Raw genomic sequence first — 18,166 nt, 5'->3', positions numbered from 1 at the left:
TGATTCTGGTCAGCTTTCGGACCTGGGCTGCTGCCTTGGAGAGCAACTTTCTGGCCAGCCACTGCGGGTATGACTTCTTCAGTAGAGCTTTGTGCAAGTGGGGGTGGGTGTGAGTTTCATCAACGACCAGAGGGCGCCGTATTGCGCCGGTGAGAGTGAGAGTTCCGTTTGCATGCGCGCTCCCATTGCTGTTCCTGGGGCGGCAGTGGCTCCGATTTTGTCGTTGATCACAACCAAGCCCTCGCACATCTCTTCGATGCTGGGGTTAAGTGAACTGTTGGCCCAACCAGGCGAAGCCTGCAAAGCCACCGGCAGCAGGCCACTCACCAACGCCAGCAATCGCCAGTTCATGGGGTGGGCTTGGCCAGGGGCAGCAAACACTTGTCGGAATCACAACCAGCCGGACCGGCTTCCACCAGTTCGCCGCGGTCGTAGCGCTGCAGGGCTTCGAAGAAATCACCGGTGCGGCGGCGGCTTAACACCTCTTCGCTCAGGCGGCTGTAGGTGGCCTGATCGATGGGTTCAAACGGCAGGCGCGGGAAGGTGGCGTTGGCATCGAAGCGGGCCAGCAGGGCTGCTGAGATATAGCCCTTGCCGCCATCGATCGCTTGATGGATCGCTTCGGCCAACGGCTCGATTTCGTTCTCGCGAAACTCGACGGTGGCAGAGGTGTTGTGGGCCGTGTAGTGCGTCTGCACTTGCATGTAGAAGTCGAACTGGGCCAGGGCGGAGAAGTTGTTGATCTCCACCGCATCGGCGCCAGGGATGTTCGCCCAGCTCACTTCGGTGGGGATTTCCACCAGCCATTCGGTGCAGCGTGGATCGAAGGGATTATCCAGCAGGCGACCGTTGTCGTCTTTGTCCGATTGGCTTGGCACGATCGTGTAGCCGTAGTCGAGGCAGGCCAGGGCCACCGGATCGTTCTTGCGGAAGGTGATGCGGCGGATGAAGCGCTGCGCCTTGGGAGGGTGCCAGCCGGGGCTGGCGCCGGTGAGCAGGCTCTTGGTGCCGGCCGGTTGCACGGTGGTGCAACGATTGGGGCGACGCAGGCCGTGGCGATCGCAGTAGTCCCACACCGCCGTGTTCACCACCTGCTTCCAGCGGCTCAGATACTCCGCTTCCTGCGCCTTGAAGGCCAGACCGGCTTCTGTTTCGGGGCGGCCCGCCTCCCACCAGTTCAGCCAGGGGGTGCCGAAGGCATGCACGAAGAAATCGAACAGGCCGGTGAAGCTCACGCCCACAATCGGATCCCAGGCGCGGCTCTGGCGGTAACGCTCCACCTCGAAATCGTGGTTGAGCAGGCAGGCCACCGCCAGGCCAGCGGCCTTGAAGGCATCGGCCTGGGCCTGATGGTCGGCTGGATCGATGCGGTTGAGGTGGATTTCGGCCAGGTTGCAGTGGAAATCAGCTCCCAGGATTTCGCCGCAGGGATTGAGCCCATAACGTCCCAGCCGGTGCTCCAGCTCGGCGGCGCTGATCTCGGGGTGATGGAGGTTGAGCCAGCGGCCGGCTTCCTCGCGGCCCTGGTCGACGTAGATGTCGATGAACTCGCTGCGCAGCTCGGCGGTGGGCAGCAGGTCGGCATTGGAGCGGGCGATCGCCTCAGGGGCGAACTGGATCGCGCCTTCGCCGCTCTGGAACTGCTTGACCACCGCTTCGAGCACCACCTCTTTGGAGGGGCGGTTGTGGAACACCCGGGTGTGGTTGGCCATCCGCAGCGCGTCGCGGTCGGGATCAATGCTCCAGTTGCCTTCAGCGTCTTGCTGCCAGAGGTTTTCCTTGGCGCCAGCGGCGGAGCCATCCTCGGCGGCGAACTGGCGCATGCCGGCGCTGCGGCGGATGTTGCCCGCCACGATCGTGACGGCGGCCTCATCGATCAGCAGGCAGCACTCCACCGACGTGAGCTGGCGGCCATTCGCCTTGTTGAGGATCTGGGCCACCCGGCCGTAGAGATCGCCCAGTTTCACCGGGTTGGCCATGCCGCCGAAGCCCTTGAGCGTTTCGCCCACTGGCCGCACATCGGAGAGATCCACGTTCACCGTGATCGCAGCATCGGCGCTGAAGCTGGTGTCGCTGCTCAGTTCCAGCAAACGCTGGTAGCTGTCCACCCAGCCGCGGCGGGTGTCCCCCACCTTGATCGTCACCCGGTTGCCCGCGCTGCTGGAGCGGGTGGCCTCCTGGCGCTCGGCTGCGGGGGTGACACCGATCGGGCTGACGCTCTCGATCACCAGCCGGTTGCGCAGCAGCGGCAGCCGCTCAATTAAGCGCGGTTCGATGATGGCGCCGGTGCCGCAGCCCATCATCGCCAGGTCCATCATCAGACCGAAGGCTTCCCAGTCGATCAGGTTGGTGGAGGTGCAGTTGTAGGCGCCGGAGAAGTTGTGGCGCTGCTGAATCCAGGGCGTGCCACCGATCCAGAGCCAGCGCCCCGAGGGCAGGGCCTGCTGGTAGGTCTGCATGCGGCGGATCAGCGCCACTTCCTCAGCGCTGAGGTCGCCCAGCTGGCGCAGACCCTCGAGGTTGCGCTCCGACACCTGGTGCCAGCTCTCGCGGCCGCCTTCGGTGCGGCGGGAATAGGTGCGGTAAAAGACCGGATTGGCCGCCGGAGCGGTGGCCGGAAAATCGGGGTGCTCGCTGGTGCCGCGCCGGCTGGGATCAGCCAGGTCGAGACGGGTGGGGGTGAGGGTCACGGCAGCGCTGCTGGTCTGGTTGGCTCAGCTTAAACGCCACCTGTGGTGGCGGCAAGGTTCCGAAAGCACCAGAGACAGTGGTGAAGGCGGCGGTGGAGGCAGCAGCGGCGAAAGCCCGGGTGAGCCTGCTGGCAGGCTGGCTCCATGACCAGCAGCTCCAGCAGCACCAGTGAGCCCACGGGCCTGAGCTCCCTGGCCGAAGCGGTGGCCCGGCGCCGCAATTTCGCGATCATTTCCCACCCCGACGCGGGCAAGACCACCCTCACCGAAAAACTGTTGCTCTACGGCGGGGCTATTCAGCAGGCGGGCGCGGTGAAGGCCAAGGGCGAGCAACGCAAGGTCACCTCCGACTGGATGGAGCTCGAGAAGCAGCGCGGCATCTCGATCACCTCCACCGTGCTCCAGTTCGACTACGCCGGCAGCACGATCAACCTGCTCGACACGCCGGGGCACCAGGATTTTTCAGAAGACACCTACCGCACCCTGGCCGCCGCCGATAACGCGGTGATGCTCGAAGACGCCGCCAAAGGCCTGGAGCCCCAGACCCGCAAGCTGTTTGAGGTGTGCCGGATGCGGCGCGTGCCGATCTTCACCTTCATCAACAAGATGGACCGGCCGGGGCGTGAGCCCCTGGAGCTGATCGACGAGATCGAAAGCGAGCTGGGGCTCACCTGCTGGCCGGTGAACTGGCCGATCGGTAGCGGCGATCGTTTTCGCGGTGTGATCGATCGCCGCAGCCGCGACGTGATTCTGTTTACGCGAGCCGAGCGCGGCCGGCAGGCAGGCGAGCGGCACCTGGCCGCCGGCAGCCCCGAACTGGCCGAACTGGTGGAGCCGGAACTCCTGGCTCAGGCGCTCGACGAACTGGAGTTGCTCGATGGCGCCGGTGCCGAGCTCGATCTGGAGCTGGTCCATGCCGGCGAGCTGAGCCCGGTGTTCTTCGGCTCGGCGATGACCAACTTCGGCGTGCGGCCCTTCCTCGATGCCTTCCTGGAGCTGGCCCAGCGGCCGGTGGCCCGCCACAGCCAGGACGGCCCGGTGGATCCGCTGCGGCCCGAGTTCAGCGGCTTTGTGTTCAAGCTCCAGGCCAACATGGATCCGCGCCACCGCGACCGGATCGCCTTCGTGCGGGTCTGCTCCGGCCACTTCGCCAAGGACATGACCGTGCGCCATGCCCGCACCGGCCGCTCGATCCGGCTCTCGCGCCCCCAGAAGCTGTTCGGCCAAGACCGCGAGGTGGTCGAAGACGCCTACCCCGGCGACGTGATCGGCCTGAACAACCCCGGCATGTTCGCCATCGGCGACACTCTCTATGTGGGTCAGAAGGTGGAGTACGAAGGCATTCCCTGCTTCAGCCCTGAGATCTTCTCCTGGCTGCGCAACCCCAACCCCTCGGCCTTCAAGGCCTTCCGCAAGGGGGTGAATGAGCTGCGTGAGGAAGGCGCCGTGCAGGTGCTCTACGACACCGATCTCAGCAAGCGGGACCCGATCCTGGCGGCAGTCGGCCAGTTGCAGCTGGAGGTGGTGCAATACCGGCTGCAGAACGAATACGGCGTGGAAACCCGGCTCGAACCGCTGGGCTTCTCCCTGGCTCGCTGGGTAACCGGTGGCTGGGAAGCCCTTGAGGTTGTCGGTCGTCTGTTCAACTGCAAGACCGTGCGCGATGCCTGGGGCCGGCCGGTGCTGCTGTTCAAGAACAGCTGGAACCTCAACCAGCTCAACGAGGACCACCCAGAACTCGGCCTCAGTGCCGTGGCTCCGGTGGTCAGCGGTGTCGAGCCGATCGCCCTCTGAAGATCGTCTGCGCTGAGCCACGGCACCCGCCGGGCCTCGCCAGAATCGATTACAAAGAAAGGTAACAACCGTGCCCGACCATCTTTGGCTGGTGCGTCCCTGCCGTGACGGGGGCTGTGATTACGTGCGTTTTTTACCCCGTCAGGAAACCGTCGAAGTGCACGAAGGCAGCCATCTGCCGCCCCAGATGCCCCTGCTCAAGCACCGCCACTGGCTGGCGGCTGAAGAAGCCGAGGCCCGGCGCCGTGATCTGCAACAGGAGGATGGCTATCAATTCAGCGAACCGCTCTTCTGAATCGTGCTTCGGTACCTTCCCTGAACGTCCGCCGGCGCCGCGCCTCGATACGCTCGGGCTATCACTCTGTCCGCTGCATTGGAGGCCATGACCAACGGTTCCGCCCCATTTCCCAGTGCTGCCGATGGCGCCAGCCCCTACGAGCGGCTCGGCATTGCCCCTGATGCCAGTTTTGATGACGTTCAGGCAGCCCGCAAGGATCGCCTCAGCGCCGTCGGCGACGACCCCCAGGCCCGTGCTCAGGTGGAAACCGCCTACGACGCCGTTCTGATGGAACGGCTGCGCGAGCGCCAGCAAGGCAAGGTCAGCAGTGCGGCGGTGACGGCCTCCAAGCGCGAGGAACTCAAGCCGGCCGTGGCGAGCCGCACGCCCTCTCGGCCCTCGCTGCCTGCCATGCCCGCCCTGCCCCAGCTCAGTGGCGTCAAGCTCAGTCGCCCGTCACTGAGCCTGCCGACCCTGGTGTTGGCCGAAAATCGTGAGCGTTGGTTTCCGCTGATCGCCGGCGGCCTGGTGATTCTGCTGCTGCTGGTCGCCCCCGCCGGCTCGGCCGAAGTGCTGTTGGCCCTGGCCACGGGCGTGACGGTGGTGAATCTGCAGCGCCGCAACGGCCGCTTACTCGGGGCTGTGGGCTGGAGCTTCGCGTTGCTGTGCGTCGGCCTGCTGCTCGGTGGCGGTCTGCTTCAGCTGCTCGATCCCTCCCTTCCGCTCGGGCTGCCCCTCGATCCCGAGCAGGTGCAGAGCTTGCCGGCCATGCTGCTGCTGCTCTGGGGAGCCCTGATGATCACCTGAGCTCAGGCTGTTGATGCCCTGAGTTCAGGCCAGGGCCAGCTCCCGGATCAGCTCCCGCAGCTCCCCTTCCTCCACCCCGTAGACCTCGTTGCAGAAGTGGCAGGTCAGTTCAGCTCGGCCGTCCTCATCGAGGATGGCATTCAGTTCCGCCTCGCCGAGCATGCGCAGGGCATCGACGCTGCGGCGACGGGTGCAGGGGCAGTGGAAGGTCACGTTCTGCTGGGCTTCGGCGTCTTCGAGCAGGTGGGGATCGAGATCCGGAAAGATGTCTTCGAGCAGGGATTGCAGGTTGCCGTCACAAGCGGCCAGGCGGCGGCTGAAGCCGGTGATCTCCCGGCAGCGCGCCTCCAGCAGGGCCACCAGCGCCGGCTCGCTGGCCGCCTTGGGCAGCACCTGCACCAGCACACCGCCGCAACAGCGCACGCCGCTGTTGTCGATCTGCTCGCCGACGAACAGGGCCGAGGGCGTCTGCTCGGAGTGGAGCAGGTAGGAGGCCACATCCTCCCCGATGCCGCCGCTGACCAGCTCCACGGTGCTGCTGTAGGGCTCGCCCTTGCCCAGGTCGCGCACGACGTGGAGGTAGCCGGTGCCGGTGGCCTTGCGAAAATCGAAACCGTGCCGTCCTCCGCCCGTTTCAACCAGGTCGAGCTCCAGGCCCGGCGCCCCCACATGGCCGCGGACGCTGCCATCGCGGCCGGCATCCACCATCAGGCCGCGCAACGGGCCATCGGACTGGATCCTCAGGTTCACCCGGCCGTGGGCCACCTTCATCGAGCTGGCCAGCAGCAGGCCGGCGGTCATCGCCCGGCCGAGCAGGGCCGTGGTGAGATACGAGAGTTTGTGCCGCCGGCGCGCATAGCGACTGGTGACGGTGGTGGTAGCTGCCACCAGCCGAATCCCGCCCTCGGCCGCCGTGGCCCGCACCAACTGATCGGGCATCGGCCCACCCCCATTTCAGAGCATCGTAAGGAGTGCGGGCAGGGGGCGAAGCGCGCCCTGCTCTAACAGCCAACCCCGATCAATCACGCCACGGAACAGCTCCGGCTCGTGGGTGACCACCAGCAGAACCCGGTCGCGGCTGAGCTGGGCCAACAGTTGCAGCACCTCCTGGCGCACCGACCAATCCAGCCCGGCGGTGGGTTCATCGAGCAGCAGAACGGCTGGATCGCGCACCAGTTGCACCGCCAGCGCCAGGCGCCGTTGCTGGCCGCCGCTGAGCCGCTCCGGTGCCTGTTGCAGCGATAGAGAGCCCAGACCCACCTGGTGAAGCACGGCCTCGAGCTTCTCGGCCGGCAGCCGACGCTGACCCAGTTTCAATTCCTGGCCCACGCTCAACCCCAGGAAGTGACGCTCAGGAAACTGAAAAACCAGACCGCAGAGCCAGCGGCGCTGGCGGGCGTTCAGCGGCTGACCCTGCCAGCGGATCGTGCCGCCACTGGGCGTGGCCAGGCCGCAGATCAGCTCCATCAAGGTGGTCTTACCCGAGCCGCTGCGGCCCGCCACCAGGGCCGGCTCCCCTGGTTTGAGCGTCAGATCCAGGCCGTTGAGCACGGCTTCAGCGGCGGTGGCTGGCTGGTAACGCAGGGCTTGGAGCTCCAGCATGGGGGGCCTCAGGTCGTACCAGCTTGCAGTGGCCGTGTTGGATGGGGGGCCAATGCGAAAGCGCTGCCGATGGACGTCAGATTTCGGGACGTGGATCCGTTCAACTGCTGGATCTGGCTCCGTTTCGCCGATAACCCCGGCCAGGGAGAGCAGGGCTATGTGAACACGGTGTTTGAAAGTCTGTTTTTCCTCGGCAAGTTGGGGGCCTTCAACGCTGAAAACCTGCAGGTGCACGAGGAGGGCGCTGATCTGAGCTGGATGACGTACGACAGCGAGGGCGCTGAAAAGTCGTTGCCGGCCCTGATGCACAACATGGGTGAGCTGGAGTATCAGGACGACTGGGCCCGCTGCTGGCTGGATCTCGGCACCAGCGATGGTGTGGCCCTCGACGTGCTGATCAATGCCCTGCACCAGCTCGACAAGGAAGTCGTCGAGATCGCCGAACTGGTGATCGGTGGGGTCAACGAGGACTGGCCCGTGGAGGAACAGGCCGACGCCCTCTTCCCGCTGGGTAACAACTGAGCGGCACTGCCCGCAACAGCACACCCCGCTGCCCCCCTGCCATGGCCCGCGAACTGCGCCGCCTGCTGATCGATCCCGCCCGGCTTGGCGGCGACCTGGCCCTCAATGCCGAGGAGAGCCGCTACCTCACGCGCGTGCTGCGGTACGGCAACGGTGATCGCTTTGCCGTTGTTGATGGCGCTGGCCGCCTCTGGAGTGCCGTGCTGCTCGATCGGCGCACCGCCCGGCTGGAGCAACCGCCCGGCCAACCCCTTGAAGCCGTCGCCGCCGCCGCCCCTGCCCTCACCCTGGCGGTGGCGATGCCTCGGCTCGATGGCGACGTGGTGGTGCGGATGGCCTGCGAGCTGGGGGTCGACCGGCTGCAGCCGTTGCTGGCAGAGCGCGGCACAGGGGGGATTCAGGCGGGGCGGACGGAACGCTGGACGGCGATCCTGCGCGAGGCCAGCGAGCAATGCGAGCGGCTGTGGCTGCCCGAGCTGGGCGAGGCCGTGCAGGCCCAGGAGTGGCTGGCGCAGCCCTGGCCGGGCCTGGCCCTGATCGCCACCTCGCGTCGGCAGGAGCTGCCCCGCCTCTGCGAGCTTCTGGGCCCATGGGCCGACTCCCTCAGCGCGCCGCTGGCGTCCCAGGGCGTAAAGCTCGCCATCGGGCCAGAAGGGGGTTGGAGCCCGAATGAAGAGGAGCGGGCCATCGCGGCGGGCTGGCAGGCGGTGGACCTGGGTCCGCGCATCCTGCGCACGTCCACCGCAGCCGTCGCCGGACTGGGCCAGATCAGCGCGTGGAGAGCGGCCCGCTGGGGCTGCTGAGTTCAGCCGCTGATCAACGGCTGTTTAGCCGCTGGTCAGGGAATTGGCGATCGCCTTGAAGCCAGCCAGGTTGGCGCCGGCCAGGCGACGGGGGCGGGGCAGGGCAGCGGAGGGGATCAGCTGTTCCGGCGCAAAGGTGACCGTCGACGGCGGGGGGCTGTTCTCCTGGCTGAGGCGAAGCTCGGCGGCGATCACCTCGGCGGTGGTCAGAACTTTGGCGGTGGTCAGAACCGCTGGGCTGGCGGCCCGAGCCGGTTCAGCGGCAGGCGCGGAGGCAACTGCAGGTTTCGCCGCAGTCGCTGCCATGGCCGGACTGGCCTTCTTGGCTGCGTCCGCTTTTGGGGCAACGGGGGCCACAGCCAGAGGGTCTTTCGGCTCGTTCTTGTCAAGGTTGAGGAAGAACGCAGGCTTGCGGTTGAACACCATGGCGAGGGTAGGAGCAGCAGGTCTCCCAATTATCCGCCTGGGCGAGAGCCTGGTGCCAAGGCCTCGGGCTAGTGCAACACAGTCATCGCCCAGCCACCGCCATCGCCACTGCCACCGCCATCGACACTGAACAGCAGCCGCCTTCGCCTTGTCGTGCCGTTTGCCCTGCCAACCCAGACCCTTGTGCACTGGCTTCTAGCCCTGGGGCTCAACGCCGCCCTGATCGCCCTGGCCCAGCGCCTGCCCCTGCTCACCCCTGCCGGCTGGGTCCATGCCGGCATCCTCGGCAGCCTGCTCTGGGGGACCCTGGGCTGGCGCGGCTGGCTGGCGGTGGTGCTCTATCTGCTGCTGGGGTCGCTGGTGACCAGGCTGGGCTATCGCCGCAAGCAGCAAGCGGGGCTGGCCGAAGCCCGCGGCGGCCGGCGCGGACCTGAGAACGTCTGGGGTTCGGCGGCGACCGGCGCTGGCCTGGCCCTGCTCACCACCGCGCCGGCTGCACCGGTGCCCTTGCTGTTGCTGGGCTTCAGCGCCAGTTTTGCCGCCAAGCTGGCTGACACCTGCGGCAGCGAGATCGGCAAGCGCTGGGGACGCACCACCGTGTTGATCACCAGCCTGCGGCGGGTTCCGGCTGGCACCGAGGGGGCAATCAGCCTGGAGGGAACCCTGGCCAGCCTGGTGGGCAGTGGTGCCATGGCCCTGCTGCTCTGGGCCCTGGGCCTGCTCTCTTCTCCGGCGGCCGTTGGGCTGGTGACCCTGGTGGGCCTGCTGGCGACCCTGATCGAGAGCCTGATCGGCGCCACTCTGCAGGGGCGCTATCGCTGGCTGAGCAACGAGCTGGTCAACGGTCTGCAGACCCTGATCGCGGCGCTACTGGCGATCGGCCTGGCCCTGCTGCTGCCCTAGCCCGGCACGATCCGAGCGGCAGCGCTCTGCAGCTCGTCTTGGGGGCTGAACAGCTCGCCGAGTTCGGCGCCGAGTTCGAGCCGCAGCTGGGCCACCAACGTCTCAAAGCGCTTCTGGGCCACCCGGGCCTTCAGGCCCAGGGCTTCGCCGAGCTCGCGCCACGACGCTCCCGCCAACACCCGTCCTTCCAGCAGTTGGCGGAGGTCGGGGTCGAGGCGGCCCAGCCGCAGCCGCAGCCAGTCCTGGGGTTCGGGTTCGCAGCAGGGCGATTCAGCCGGGCTGTCTGGGCGGCAGGGGTGGGGGGTCTGCGGGGCTTCGAGCAGGTCGACCAGGGCCAGAGAGGATTCCTCCCCGTGGCCCACGGGGGCATCGAGGCTGCGCAGCTGCAGTGCCCAGTGGAGGGCGCAGGCCTCCTGCCAACGCTCCGGTTGGCAGCCGAGCGCTGCCGCCAGTGCCTTGCCGTCGAGGGCCGGCAACTGCTGGTGCAGGCATTGCTGCTGCAGGGTCTGGCCGCGGCGGTGGAGCTCGCGCAGCAGGCGTGAGCAGCGCAGGGGCGGGTGCTGGTCGCGCAGGTGGTGCTGCATGGCCCCACGGATGTAGGGAACGGCGTAGCTGCTCAGGGCAACGCCCTTGCCGGGATCGAAACTTTCGATCGCCTTGATCAGGCCGAGGCAGCCCAATTGCAGTAAATCGTCGAAGGGCAGGTTTGTGCTGCGGCTCTGGCGATCAGCCACCTTCCGCACCAGGGGAAGGTTGAGTTCCACCAGCCTGTTGCGTTCGTGTTGGTCGGCACTGCGGTGATAGCGGCCCAGCAAGGTGGGGTTGAGGCTGGCGTAGGTGGTCTCTGGCATGGCGTGGTTTGGGCGGGGGGCTTGTCGGTGGTGGTGCTGTCGGTGGAGTTCCTGGGTGTGGAGTTCCGTGGTTTCACCCTCTTTCGAGTGGCCCGCTCAGCGCTATCCCCCAAAAGGGGGATTTCTTCTCCCCCCATTTCGGGGAGACGCCCCCCCTTCAGGCCGATGGCGTGCACGCCACCAGCGGCTCCAGGCCCGCCCAACGCAGCAGGGCCGGCCACTGCCGCACCCGCTCAAAGATCCGCTGATGGCCCGCTCCATTGAGATGCACACCATCGCCGTCGATCAGCCGCAACCAGTGCGGATCGCCCAGCAGGGGCTCCAGCAGCGGCAGGAAGGGCACGTCCTCTTCGAGGCAGGCCTCCTCAAGCAGGCGCTCATAGCGGCGCAGGGCGGCGAGCTCGTACCAGAGGCAGCCGGCATAGGGCATCACCGCCCCATCCACCGGCGAGAGCCCGATCACCAGCACCGGCGCCTGGGCCTTGGCCTGGCGCAACAGTTGCTGCAGGCCAAAGAGGAAGGCCTCGGGCGCCAGTTGGTGGCGGCCATCGGGGCGCCCGACCCGGGCGCTGTCGTTGAAGCCGATGTTGATCAGGATGCCCTGGGGGAGCTGGCGGCGCAGTTCGCCGCGGCAACCCACCTCGCTGGGCAGGCGAGCCGCCAGCCGCTCGAGTCCATCGCCGCGCACACCGAGGTTGTAGAGCACCGGCCCGCCGGGCAGCTGCATCCAGTGCCGGCGCAGCCGCTCGCACCAGCCACCCTCGTCCGGATCGCCCCAGCCGTAGGCACTGCTGTCACCCAGCACCACCAGCTTGCGGGGAATCGCCTCGGGCATCGCGGGGAGCAGGGGGGTCAGCCCGAGAGCAGTCGCTGTCGGACCCGGTCGCTGAGATCTTCTCCCAGCAGGGTCAGCAGGGCATACACCGCGATCAGGGCAATCAGCTCATCGACGGCAAACGAACTGAGGGCCTCCAGCAGCAGGCTGCCCAGCCCGGCGGCCCCCACCAGCCCGACCACCACGGTTTCCCGCAGGATCACATCGGCCCGGTAGGCGCCGTAGGCCAGGTAGGAGCGGGCCAGGCCACTGAAGCGGCCGTAGAGCAGGGCCAGCCGCGGACCACAGCCCGAGCAGCTCAGGGCCACTTCGGCTCCGCCCGATCCGGGTTGATCAGCGGTGTCTTCGCAGGCCTCCAGCAGCAGCCGGCCCAGCACCCCGAGGTTGTGAAAAGCCAGGGCCAACGCCGCGGTGATGACCCCGGGCTTGAGCACGAACAGCAGCAGCAGGGCGGTGAGCGGTGGCGGCCACAGCCGGCCCATGGCCCAGACGGCCCGCAACAGCAGGCGACCCCAGGGCCAGGGTGCCACCAGCAGCAACAGCAGCGGGGCCACGCCCACCGCCAGGCAGGCGGCCAGCAGCGTCAGGCCCAGGGTGGTGGCCACCAGGGCGGCCCAGGGCAGGGCCAGCACCGCCGGCCAGTTGGCCTGCAGTGGCGGCAGCGGCTGCCAGGCCAGCAGCTGGGCCGGGCTGATCTCCAGGGCCATCGCCACCAGCACCAGCACGGGCAGCAGGCCGAGCAGGGCCAGTAGCAGTTCCCGGCCGCTGCGGCCCACGCCAGCTGTCGTCAGCTTGAACCGGCTCGGCATGCCCCAGCGGTGGCGCAGGGCCCGCAGCAGGGCTTCGAGCGACAGCATCACCGCCAGCAGCAGCCAGAGGCCGGTCCAGAGCTCGTGAAATTGCAACGACTGCAGGCTCAGGCGCAATTCCGTGCCCAGCCCACCGAGCCCGAACACCCCGAGCAGGGTGGCACTGCGCAGGGCGCATTCCAGGCGATAGCCGCCGTAGCTGAAGGCCCCGGGCAGCAAGGCCGGTCCCAGGGCGGTGAGCAGGGCGGCGCCGGCCGGGGCGCCGCCGCTGCGCAGGGCCTGGAGGGGGGCGGTGGGCAAGGCATCGAGCAGGTCGCTCACCACCCGGGCCACCAGGGCGGCATAGGGGATGGCGATGGCCAGCACCGCCACGGCCGGTTTCAACCCCAGCAGCTGCAACAACAGCAGCCCCCAGAGCAATTCGTGGATCGAGCGCGGCACCGCCAGAAACCGCCGGATGGCGCTGGCGGGCCAGGCCACGCCCAGCCAGGTTCGCCAGACGATGCGTGAGCTGAGCACCCCACCCACCAGCCCCAGGGCCAGGCTGAGCGCCCAACCGAGCAGGGCGATGCCCACGGTGATGCCAAGGCCGGCGAGGGCGGTGCGCAGCAGTAGCGGGTCGAGCGACGGGGTGATCGCTGCCGCCGCGAACTGGGCCACCAGCTCCCAGCCGCCGCCATGGATCAGGCCGGGCAGCACCAGCAACAGCGGCAGAAGGGCGAGGGCCGGCAGCAGGGGCAACAGCGGGGCGGCGGGACGCCAGCTCCAGGCCGTGGTCGTCATGGTGGACCGATCCGCGTGGCGGCGGGGTCCAGGTCGGGATCGGGGTCGTAGAGCCAGCGCAGCAGGTCGGGGTTCAGTTCCGCAGGGGTCGTGTCGAGCACCAGCTTTCCGGCCCTCAGGGCCAGCACCCGGTCGAAATCACCGGCGAGATCAGGGCGGTGCAGGCTGAGCAACAGGGCTCGTGACCCGGTGACCTGGCGCAGCAGCAGGGCCAGCAGCTCCACCGCCAGGCGGGGATCGAGCTGGGCCAGGGGTTCATCGGCCAGCAGCAGCGCCGGCTCCTGGCGCAGCAGGCGGGCGATCGCCAGCCGCTGCCGCTGGCCACCGGAGAGGGCGGTGACCGGTTGGGGCAGCAGGGCTGGATCGAGGTCCACCTCCCGCAGGGCCGCCCCGTTGGCTTCGGTTTCAAGCGGCTGCAGCAGGTTGGCCAAGGCCTTCGGCCAGCCCCAGTCGGCCAGCCGTGCCGCATTGAGGTTCTGCTGCACCGTGAGCTCCTCGATCAGGCGCAGGTCTTGCCAGAGGGTGCCGATGCGGGCCCGCTGCCGTTGCCGCAGCCGCCTGGAGCGGGCCGGCGCTGCCCCCTGCCAGAGCACGGCTCCAGCTGGGGGAGGCAACAGGCCATTGGCCACCGCCAGCAGGGTGCTCTTGCCCGCCCCGCTGGATCCGAGCAGGGCTACGCGCTCCCCGGCCCGCAGCTGCAGGGACACCTCCTCCAGGCGGTTGGCCCCGCGGCCCGGCACCGTGACGCCACGCAGCTCCAGCAGTGGAGAGGGCTCTTTGGAGGTGGCCATCGCTCAGCGGATCTTGCCGATCTCGCGACCCACCTTCTCGATGGGGTCGTATTGCCGTTGCGATGCTGGGATGAAGCGTTTGGCACCGAAGAGGTCGAGGATCTGGGCCTGCCGGGGGTTGCTGGCATTGAGATTCATGAACGTGGACTGGAGCCGGGTGGTGAAGCCCCGGCCAAAGCGCTGGTCGAGATTCGGCTGGGCGAGCCAGTGGTAGTTGGGGTAGCCAGGGGTGCGCCAGATCACGGCTACTTTCTTCGGGTCGGTCCTGCCGGAACTGAGGCTGCTCTGCCACACCTCTTCGTTCACCACGCCGGCCTGGTAGGCGCCGCTCTGCACCAGGGCGATCGTGGCGTCATGGCTGCCACTGAAGCCCGGCGCACCACCGGCGAAGTGCCTGAGCTTCACCCCCGCCTGACCCAGGTAGTACTGGGGCATCAGGCGCCCTGAGGTGGAGCTCTCCGAGCCAAAGGTGAAGCGCTTTCCCATGAGGGCGGTGAGCCCCTTCTGGTTGCGCAGGGGCTTGATTCCGCTGGCGGTGTTGGCAATGAACAGGCTTTGAAACGAAGCGTCAATGTCACGCTGGGCGATCACCTTGGCGCCGGGTTTCTGCAACCGGGCCTGAACCCCGGTGAGGGCGCCGAACCAGACCAGGTCAAGGTCACCGCGGCGGAAAGCGCTCACGGCGGCGGTGTAATCGGTCACCGCCACGTACCTCACCGGCACGCCCAGGCTGCGGCTGAGCTCGTTGGCCAGCAGCGGGTAGAGACGGTTGAGGGTTTCCGGTTTCTGATCGGGGATGGCACTGATCCGCAACAGCCTCTGCTGGGCCTCAGCGCGCGGCAGCAGGGCTGGCAACAGCAGCAGCAGGGCCAGGCCGGTCAGCACCACGCGCGAACGTTTTCGGCGCCGCAGCGCGGGAAGGCGGAAAGGAGAGCGCATCGGAGGGAGGGGTGAGGGGGCTCAGAGGCTGGTCAGAAATCGTTCGAGGCGCGCCAGGCCATCCAGGATCGTGGCGGGGGAGGCGGCGCAGGAGAGCCGGATGCAGTGGTCGTCGCCGAAGGCCACACCAGGCACCACGGCCAGGCCTTCCTGCTCGAGCACACGATTGCAGAAGGTCATCGAGTCGAGGCCGTAACTGCTGATATCGGGGAAGGCGTAGAAGGCTCCCTGGGGCGGTTGCAGCTCAACCCCCGGCAGCCGCGCCAGGCCGTCAGCCAGCAGGCGGCGTCGCTCGCTGAACTGGTCGGCCATTTCGGTGACACAGGTGCGTGGACCCTCCAGGGCGGCCAGGGCGCCGTACTGGGCAAAGGTGCAGACGTTGCTGGTGCTCTGGCTCTGCAGGGCACTGGCCGCGGCCACCACCTCAGCAGCACCGGCGAGATAGCCCAGCCGCCAGCCGGTCATCGCCCAGCCCTTGGCAAAGCCATTCACCACAAACACGCGGTGTTGGAGGTCGGGTGCCACCGCCGCGAAGCTGTGATGGATCTGGCCGGGGGCCAGCAGGAATTCGTAGATCTCATCGCAGACCACCGCCACCTGGGGATGGCGCCGCAGCACCGCGGCGATGCCCTCCAGTTCGGCCCGATCCATCACCATGCCGGTGGGATTGGAGGGGCTGTTGAGCACGAGCAGCCTGCTGGCTGGGGTGATCGCCGCCTCCAGCTTGCTGGGCAGGAGCCGGAAACCATCACGGGCTTCGGTGGGCAGCCGCCGCACCGTGGCACCGGCCAGCTGGGCCATTTCCGGGTAGCTCAGCCAATAGGGGGCTGGCAGCAGCAGCTCATCACCGGGTCCCAGCAGCACCTGGAAGAGGTTGTAGAGGGCCTGCTTGCCCCCATTGGTGACCAGCACCTGCTCCGGCGTTGTGGGGATGCCGTTCTCCACGCTGAGCTTGTTAGCGATCGCCTGACGCAGGGCCGGTTCACCGGCGGCCGGGCCATAGCGGGTGGCCCCGCGGCCAAGGGCCTCGCTGGCCGCTTCACGGATGAAGGCGGGCGTGTCGAAGTCCGGTTCTCCGGCGCTCAGACTGCAGATGTCGAAACCGTCGGCCCGCAGCTGGCGGGCACGGGCGGCGATGGCCAGGGTGAGCGAGGGTTGCAGCGCGATGGCCCGGGCCGAGAGGTTCAACGGGCGGGGCATCAGTGTGGGCGCAGCGTTCGACCGCAACATGGGCGGCGGCACTCCATCAGCGGAGAGCAGGGAATGGAGAAATCATCCTGCCTGACGCAGGGATCGCTTTCTTCAGATCACTGCCTAGGGTCGACCCCGGAGGTGCCGTTGGTTTTGAGCAGCGATCCTGAACCGATTTCGGGCTCCCTTTCGCCGGGCGAACCGTCTCCATTGAGCCGCGATTCAGGCGCCCTGGATCAGGCCCTCCGCCAGCTCCATGGCGCCTGCGAGGCCTGCCGTCGTTGCGGCCTAGGCGATTCGCGTCAGCAGGTGGTGGTCAGCCGCGGCAACCCCGGTGCCCGGCTGATGGTGATCGGCGAGGGCCCCGGCGCCCAGGAAGATGTCAGCGGCAGGCCCTTCGTGGGCCGCTCCGGCCAGCTGCTCGATCAGATGCTGGCGAGCGTGTCGATTGACACCAATCGTGATGCCTACATCTGCAACGTCGTGAAGTGCAGGCCACCGGAGAACCGCAAGCCGACGCCGGCCGAGATGGCGGCCTGCCTGCCCTGGCTGCTTGAGCAGGTGGAGCTGGTGAAGCCCGAGCTGATCCTGCTGGCCGGCGCCACGGCGGTGGAAGGGGTGCTGGGGATCCGCGGGGGGATCACCAAGCTGCGCGGCCAGTGGCAGACCTGGCAGGGCCGCCCGTGCCTGCCGATCTTTCATCCCTCCTATCTGCTGCGCAATCCGTCACGGCAGCAGGGATCGCCGAAGTGGCACACCTGGCAGGACCTCCAGGAGGTGCGGCGCCGGCTCGACCGGCTTGCCGCTGCGCCAGCGACCCACACGCCAGTGGCCCCCTGATCTGTGGCAGTGTTGAACCACTTCCGGCCCCTGCAGTGATGACCGGCACCCTCGCCCCCACAACGGCGTCAGCCCCGGCAGCCCAGGCGGCAGGCCCCAGCGGCTGGGCCGATAACCCTCGCTACGACACGGTCATCCGCCGCCGCAAGACCCGCAGCGTGCGGGTGGGTGACATCTGGGTGGGCAGCGAGCACCCGGTGGTGGTTCAGTCGATGATCAATGAGGACACCCTCGATATTGAGGGCGCCACCGCCGGCATCCGCCGGCTGCATGAGGCTGGCTGCGAGGTCGTGCGGCTGACGGTGCCGAGCCTGGCCCACGCCAAGGCGGTGGGTGAGATCCGTAAACGGCTGAACGACAGCTACGGGTCGGTGCCGCTGGTGGCCGATGTGCACCACAACGGCATGAAGATCGCCCTGGAAGTGGCCCAGCACGTCGACAAGGTGCGCATCAATCCAGGTCTGTATGTATTCGACAAGCCCGATCCCAAGCGCACCGAGTTCACCCCTGAGGAAGTGGCCGCGATCGGGGCGCGCATTCAGAGCACGCTCGAACCGCTGGTGAGCCTGCTCAAGGAGCAGGACAAGGGCCTGCGCATCGGCGTCAACCACGGCTCGTTGGCCGAGCGGATGCTGTTCACTTACGGCGACACGCCGCTGGGCATGGTGGAGAGCGCCATGGAGTTCATCCACATCTGCGATCGCCTCGATTTCCACAACATCGTCGTGTCGATGAAGGCCTCGCGGGCGCCGGTGATGCTGGCCGCCTACCGGATGATGGCTGACCGCATGGATGCAGAGGGCTTCCACTACCCCCTGCACCTGGGCGTCACCGAAGCAGGTGACGGCGACTACGGCCGCATCAAGAGCACCGCCGGCATCGCCACCCTGCTGGCCGAGGGCCTGGGCGACACGATCCGGGTGTCGCTCACTGAGGCACCGGAGAAGGAAATCCCGGTTTGCTACTCGATCCTGCAGGCCCTGGGCCTGAGGAAAACGATGGTGGAGTATGTGGCCTGCCCCAGCTGCGGCCGCACCCTGTTCAACCTCGAGGAGGTGCTGCACGTGGTGCGTAACGCCACCTCCCACCTCACCGGCCTTGATATCGCCGTGATGGGTTGCATCGTTAACGGCCCTGGCGAGATGGCCGACGCTGACTACGGCTATGTGGGCAAGACCCCCGGCACCATCTCCCTCTACCGCGGCCGCGACGAGATCCGCCGGGTGCCAGAAGCCGAGGGTGTGGAGGCCCTGATCGCCCTGATCAAGGAGGACGGCCGCTGGGTCGACCCCTGATGGGTCAC

19 protein-coding genes are annotated in these 18,166 nt (G+C 67.7%); 8 read left to right on the top strand and 11 right to left on the bottom strand.

The annotated features are described in order from the left end of the window. Positions 1-78 precede the first annotated feature (78 nt). The gene (locus ACXMDM_RS00240; protein ID WP_071800102.1) at positions 79-351 is read right to left on the bottom strand and encodes a hypothetical protein; all 273 of its coding nucleotides are present in this window, start codon (positions 349-351) and stop codon (positions 79-81) included. Beyond that, complete coding sequence (gene nrdJ / locus ACXMDM_RS00235; RefSeq protein WP_083544371.1) at positions 348-2,690, bottom strand: ribonucleoside-triphosphate reductase, adenosylcobalamin-dependent; 2,343 nt, start codon at positions 2,688-2,690, stop codon at positions 348-350. Before nrdJ ends, ACXMDM_RS00240 begins: the two co-directional genes overlap by 4 nt. 144 nt (positions 2,691-2,834) lie before the next feature. Here nrdJ and ACXMDM_RS00230 point away from each other — a divergent pair, with 144 nt between their 5' ends. The 3 genes from ACXMDM_RS00230 (at position 2,835) to ACXMDM_RS00220 (ending at position 5,568) form a co-directional block, all read left to right on the top strand. After that, positions 2,835-4,484, top strand: coding sequence for a peptide chain release factor 3 (locus ACXMDM_RS00230; RefSeq protein ID WP_071800101.1), 1,650 nt, complete (start codon positions 2,835-2,837; stop codon positions 4,482-4,484). A gap of 70 nt (positions 4,485-4,554) precedes the next feature. Further along, positions 4,555-4,779 (top strand): hypothetical protein, encoded by a 225-nt coding sequence (locus ACXMDM_RS00225; RefSeq protein ID WP_071800100.1) that lies wholly within the window; start codon positions 4,555-4,557, stop codon positions 4,777-4,779. A gap of 87 nt (positions 4,780-4,866) precedes the next feature. Further along, complete coding sequence (locus ACXMDM_RS00220; protein WP_071800099.1) at positions 4,867-5,568, top strand: CPP1-like family protein; 702 nt, start codon at positions 4,867-4,869, stop codon at positions 5,566-5,568. 24 nt (positions 5,569-5,592) lie between these two features. On the opposite strand, the gene hslO is transcribed toward ACXMDM_RS00220, so the two are convergent. Further along, positions 5,593-6,507, bottom strand: coding sequence for an Hsp33 family molecular chaperone HslO (gene hslO, locus ACXMDM_RS00215; protein WP_071800098.1), 915 nt, complete (start codon positions 6,505-6,507; stop codon positions 5,593-5,595). Between the two features lie 15 nt (positions 6,508-6,522). Continuing rightward, positions 6,523-7,170, bottom strand: a complete 648-nt coding sequence (locus tag ACXMDM_RS00210; RefSeq protein ID WP_071800097.1) for an ABC transporter ATP-binding protein — start codon at positions 7,168-7,170, stop codon at positions 6,523-6,525. A gap of 69 nt (positions 7,171-7,239) precedes the next feature. Here ACXMDM_RS00210 and ACXMDM_RS00205 point away from each other — a divergent pair, with 69 nt between their 5' ends. Both ACXMDM_RS00205 and ACXMDM_RS00200 read left to right on the top strand, forming a co-directional pair. Continuing rightward, complete coding sequence (locus ACXMDM_RS00205; RefSeq protein WP_071800096.1) at positions 7,240-7,692, top strand: DUF3531 family protein; 453 nt, start codon at positions 7,240-7,242, stop codon at positions 7,690-7,692. Between the two features lie 41 nt (positions 7,693-7,733). Next, positions 7,734-8,495 (top strand): 16S rRNA (uracil(1498)-N(3))-methyltransferase, encoded by a 762-nt coding sequence (locus ACXMDM_RS00200; RefSeq protein WP_071800095.1) that lies wholly within the window; start codon positions 7,734-7,736, stop codon positions 8,493-8,495. Positions 8,496-8,519: 24 nt separating this feature from the next. Here ACXMDM_RS00200 and ACXMDM_RS00195 read toward each other — a convergent pair whose 3' ends face one another. Next, the gene (locus ACXMDM_RS00195) at positions 8,520-8,921 is read right to left on the bottom strand and encodes a hypothetical protein (RefSeq protein ID WP_071800094.1); all 402 of its coding nucleotides are present in this window, start codon (positions 8,919-8,921) and stop codon (positions 8,520-8,522) included. 153 nt (positions 8,922-9,074) lie between these two features. On the opposite strand from ACXMDM_RS00195, the gene ACXMDM_RS00190 reads away from it, so the two are divergent. Then, positions 9,075-9,824, top strand: coding sequence for a DUF92 domain-containing protein (locus ACXMDM_RS00190; protein ID WP_071800093.1), 750 nt, complete (start codon positions 9,075-9,077; stop codon positions 9,822-9,824). Here ACXMDM_RS00190 and ACXMDM_RS00185 read toward each other — a convergent pair. The 6 genes from ACXMDM_RS00185 to ACXMDM_RS00160 form a co-directional block, all read right to left on the bottom strand. Beyond that, entirely contained in the window at positions 9,821-10,675 is an 855-nt protein-coding gene (locus tag ACXMDM_RS00185) for a sigma-70 family RNA polymerase sigma factor (RefSeq protein WP_071800092.1), read from the bottom strand. The genes ACXMDM_RS00190 and ACXMDM_RS00185 overlap by 4 nt on opposite strands. A 157-nt stretch (positions 10,676-10,832) precedes the next feature. Further along, on the bottom strand, positions 10,833-11,510 hold the full coding sequence (locus ACXMDM_RS00180; RefSeq protein WP_071800091.1) for a GDSL-type esterase/lipase family protein: 678 nt from the start codon (positions 11,508-11,510) through the stop codon (positions 10,833-10,835). Between the two features lie 17 nt (positions 11,511-11,527). Then, positions 11,528-13,102 carry a PhnE/PtxC family ABC transporter permease gene (locus ACXMDM_RS00175; protein ID WP_071800090.1) on the bottom strand — a complete coding sequence of 525 codons (1,575 nt, stop codon included), beginning with the start codon at positions 13,100-13,102 and terminating at the stop codon, positions 11,528-11,530. Next, a complete protein-coding gene (locus ACXMDM_RS00170; protein ID WP_071800089.1) occupies positions 13,099-13,893 on the bottom strand; it encodes an ATP-binding cassette domain-containing protein in 795 nt (264 codons plus the stop codon). Before ACXMDM_RS00170 ends, ACXMDM_RS00175 begins: the two co-directional genes overlap by 4 nt. 3 nt (positions 13,894-13,896) lie before the next feature. Beyond that, on the bottom strand, positions 13,897-14,832 hold the full coding sequence (locus ACXMDM_RS00165) for a putative selenate ABC transporter substrate-binding protein (protein ID WP_071800088.1): 936 nt from the start codon (positions 14,830-14,832) through the stop codon (positions 13,897-13,899). 21 nt (positions 14,833-14,853) lie between these two features. Continuing rightward, positions 14,854-16,032 carry a pyridoxal phosphate-dependent aminotransferase gene (locus tag ACXMDM_RS00160; protein ID WP_071800087.1) on the bottom strand — a complete coding sequence of 393 codons (1,179 nt, stop codon included), beginning with the start codon at positions 16,030-16,032 and terminating at the stop codon, positions 14,854-14,856. Between the two features lie 144 nt (positions 16,033-16,176). Between ACXMDM_RS00160 and ACXMDM_RS00155 the strand changes: the two genes are divergently transcribed. Then, entirely contained in the window at positions 16,177-16,863 is a 687-nt protein-coding gene (locus ACXMDM_RS00155; protein WP_399250110.1) for a uracil-DNA glycosylase, read from the top strand. A gap of 38 nt (positions 16,864-16,901) precedes the next feature. Beyond that, positions 16,902-18,158, top strand: coding sequence for a (E)-4-hydroxy-3-methylbut-2-enyl-diphosphate synthase (gene ispG / locus ACXMDM_RS00150; RefSeq protein ID WP_071800086.1), 1,257 nt, complete (start codon positions 16,902-16,904; stop codon positions 18,156-18,158). Positions 18,159-18,166 lie beyond the last annotated feature (8 nt).

The sequence above is a fragment of the Synechococcus sp. CS-603 genome (assembly GCF_977929215.1).
Note: the sequence above shows the minus strand (reverse complement) of the source record. Positions and strands in the feature narration are given on the sequence as shown.

Excerpts from the sequence above, each read along its gene's own strand:
- ACXMDM_RS00210 (WP_071800097.1), bottom strand. The coding sequence starts at position 7,170 with ATGCTGGAGCTCCAAGCCCTGCGTTACCAGCCAGCCACCGCCGCTGAA.
- ACXMDM_RS00160 (WP_071800087.1), bottom strand. The coding sequence starts at position 16,032 with ATGCCCCGCCCGTTGAACCTCTCGGCCCGGGCCATCGCGCTGCAACCC.
- ACXMDM_RS00185 (WP_071800092.1), bottom strand. The coding sequence starts at position 10,675 with ATGCCAGAGACCACCTACGCCAGCCTCAACCCCACCTTGCTGGGCCGC.
- ACXMDM_RS00240 (WP_071800102.1), bottom strand. The coding sequence starts at position 351 with ATGAACTGGCGATTGCTGGCGTTGGTGAGTGGCCTGCTGCCGGTGGCT.
- ACXMDM_RS00200 (WP_071800095.1), top strand. The coding sequence starts at position 7,734 with ATGGCCCGCGAACTGCGCCGCCTGCTGATCGATCCCGCCCGGCTTGGC.
- ACXMDM_RS00165 (WP_071800088.1), bottom strand. The coding sequence starts at position 14,832 with ATGCGCTCTCCTTTCCGCCTTCCCGCGCTGCGGCGCCGAAAACGTTCG.
- hslO (WP_071800098.1), bottom strand. The coding sequence starts at position 6,507 with ATGCCCGATCAGTTGGTGCGGGCCACGGCGGCCGAGGGCGGGATTCGG.
- ACXMDM_RS00220 (WP_071800099.1), top strand. The coding sequence starts at position 4,867 with ATGACCAACGGTTCCGCCCCATTTCCCAGTGCTGCCGATGGCGCCAGC.
- ACXMDM_RS00205 (WP_071800096.1), top strand. The coding sequence starts at position 7,240 with ATGGACGTCAGATTTCGGGACGTGGATCCGTTCAACTGCTGGATCTGG.
- ispG (WP_071800086.1), top strand. The coding sequence starts at position 16,902 with ATGACCGGCACCCTCGCCCCCACAACGGCGTCAGCCCCGGCAGCCCAG.
- ACXMDM_RS00230 (WP_071800101.1), top strand. The coding sequence starts at position 2,835 with ATGACCAGCAGCTCCAGCAGCACCAGTGAGCCCACGGGCCTGAGCTCC.
- ACXMDM_RS00175 (WP_071800090.1), bottom strand. The coding sequence starts at position 13,102 with ATGACGACCACGGCCTGGAGCTGGCGTCCCGCCGCCCCGCTGTTGCCC.
- ACXMDM_RS00170 (WP_071800089.1), bottom strand. The coding sequence starts at position 13,893 with ATGGCCACCTCCAAAGAGCCCTCTCCACTGCTGGAGCTGCGTGGCGTC.
- ACXMDM_RS00195 (WP_071800094.1), bottom strand. The coding sequence starts at position 8,921 with ATGGTGTTCAACCGCAAGCCTGCGTTCTTCCTCAACCTTGACAAGAAC.
- ACXMDM_RS00180 (WP_071800091.1), bottom strand. The coding sequence starts at position 11,510 with ATGCCCGAGGCGATTCCCCGCAAGCTGGTGGTGCTGGGTGACAGCAGT.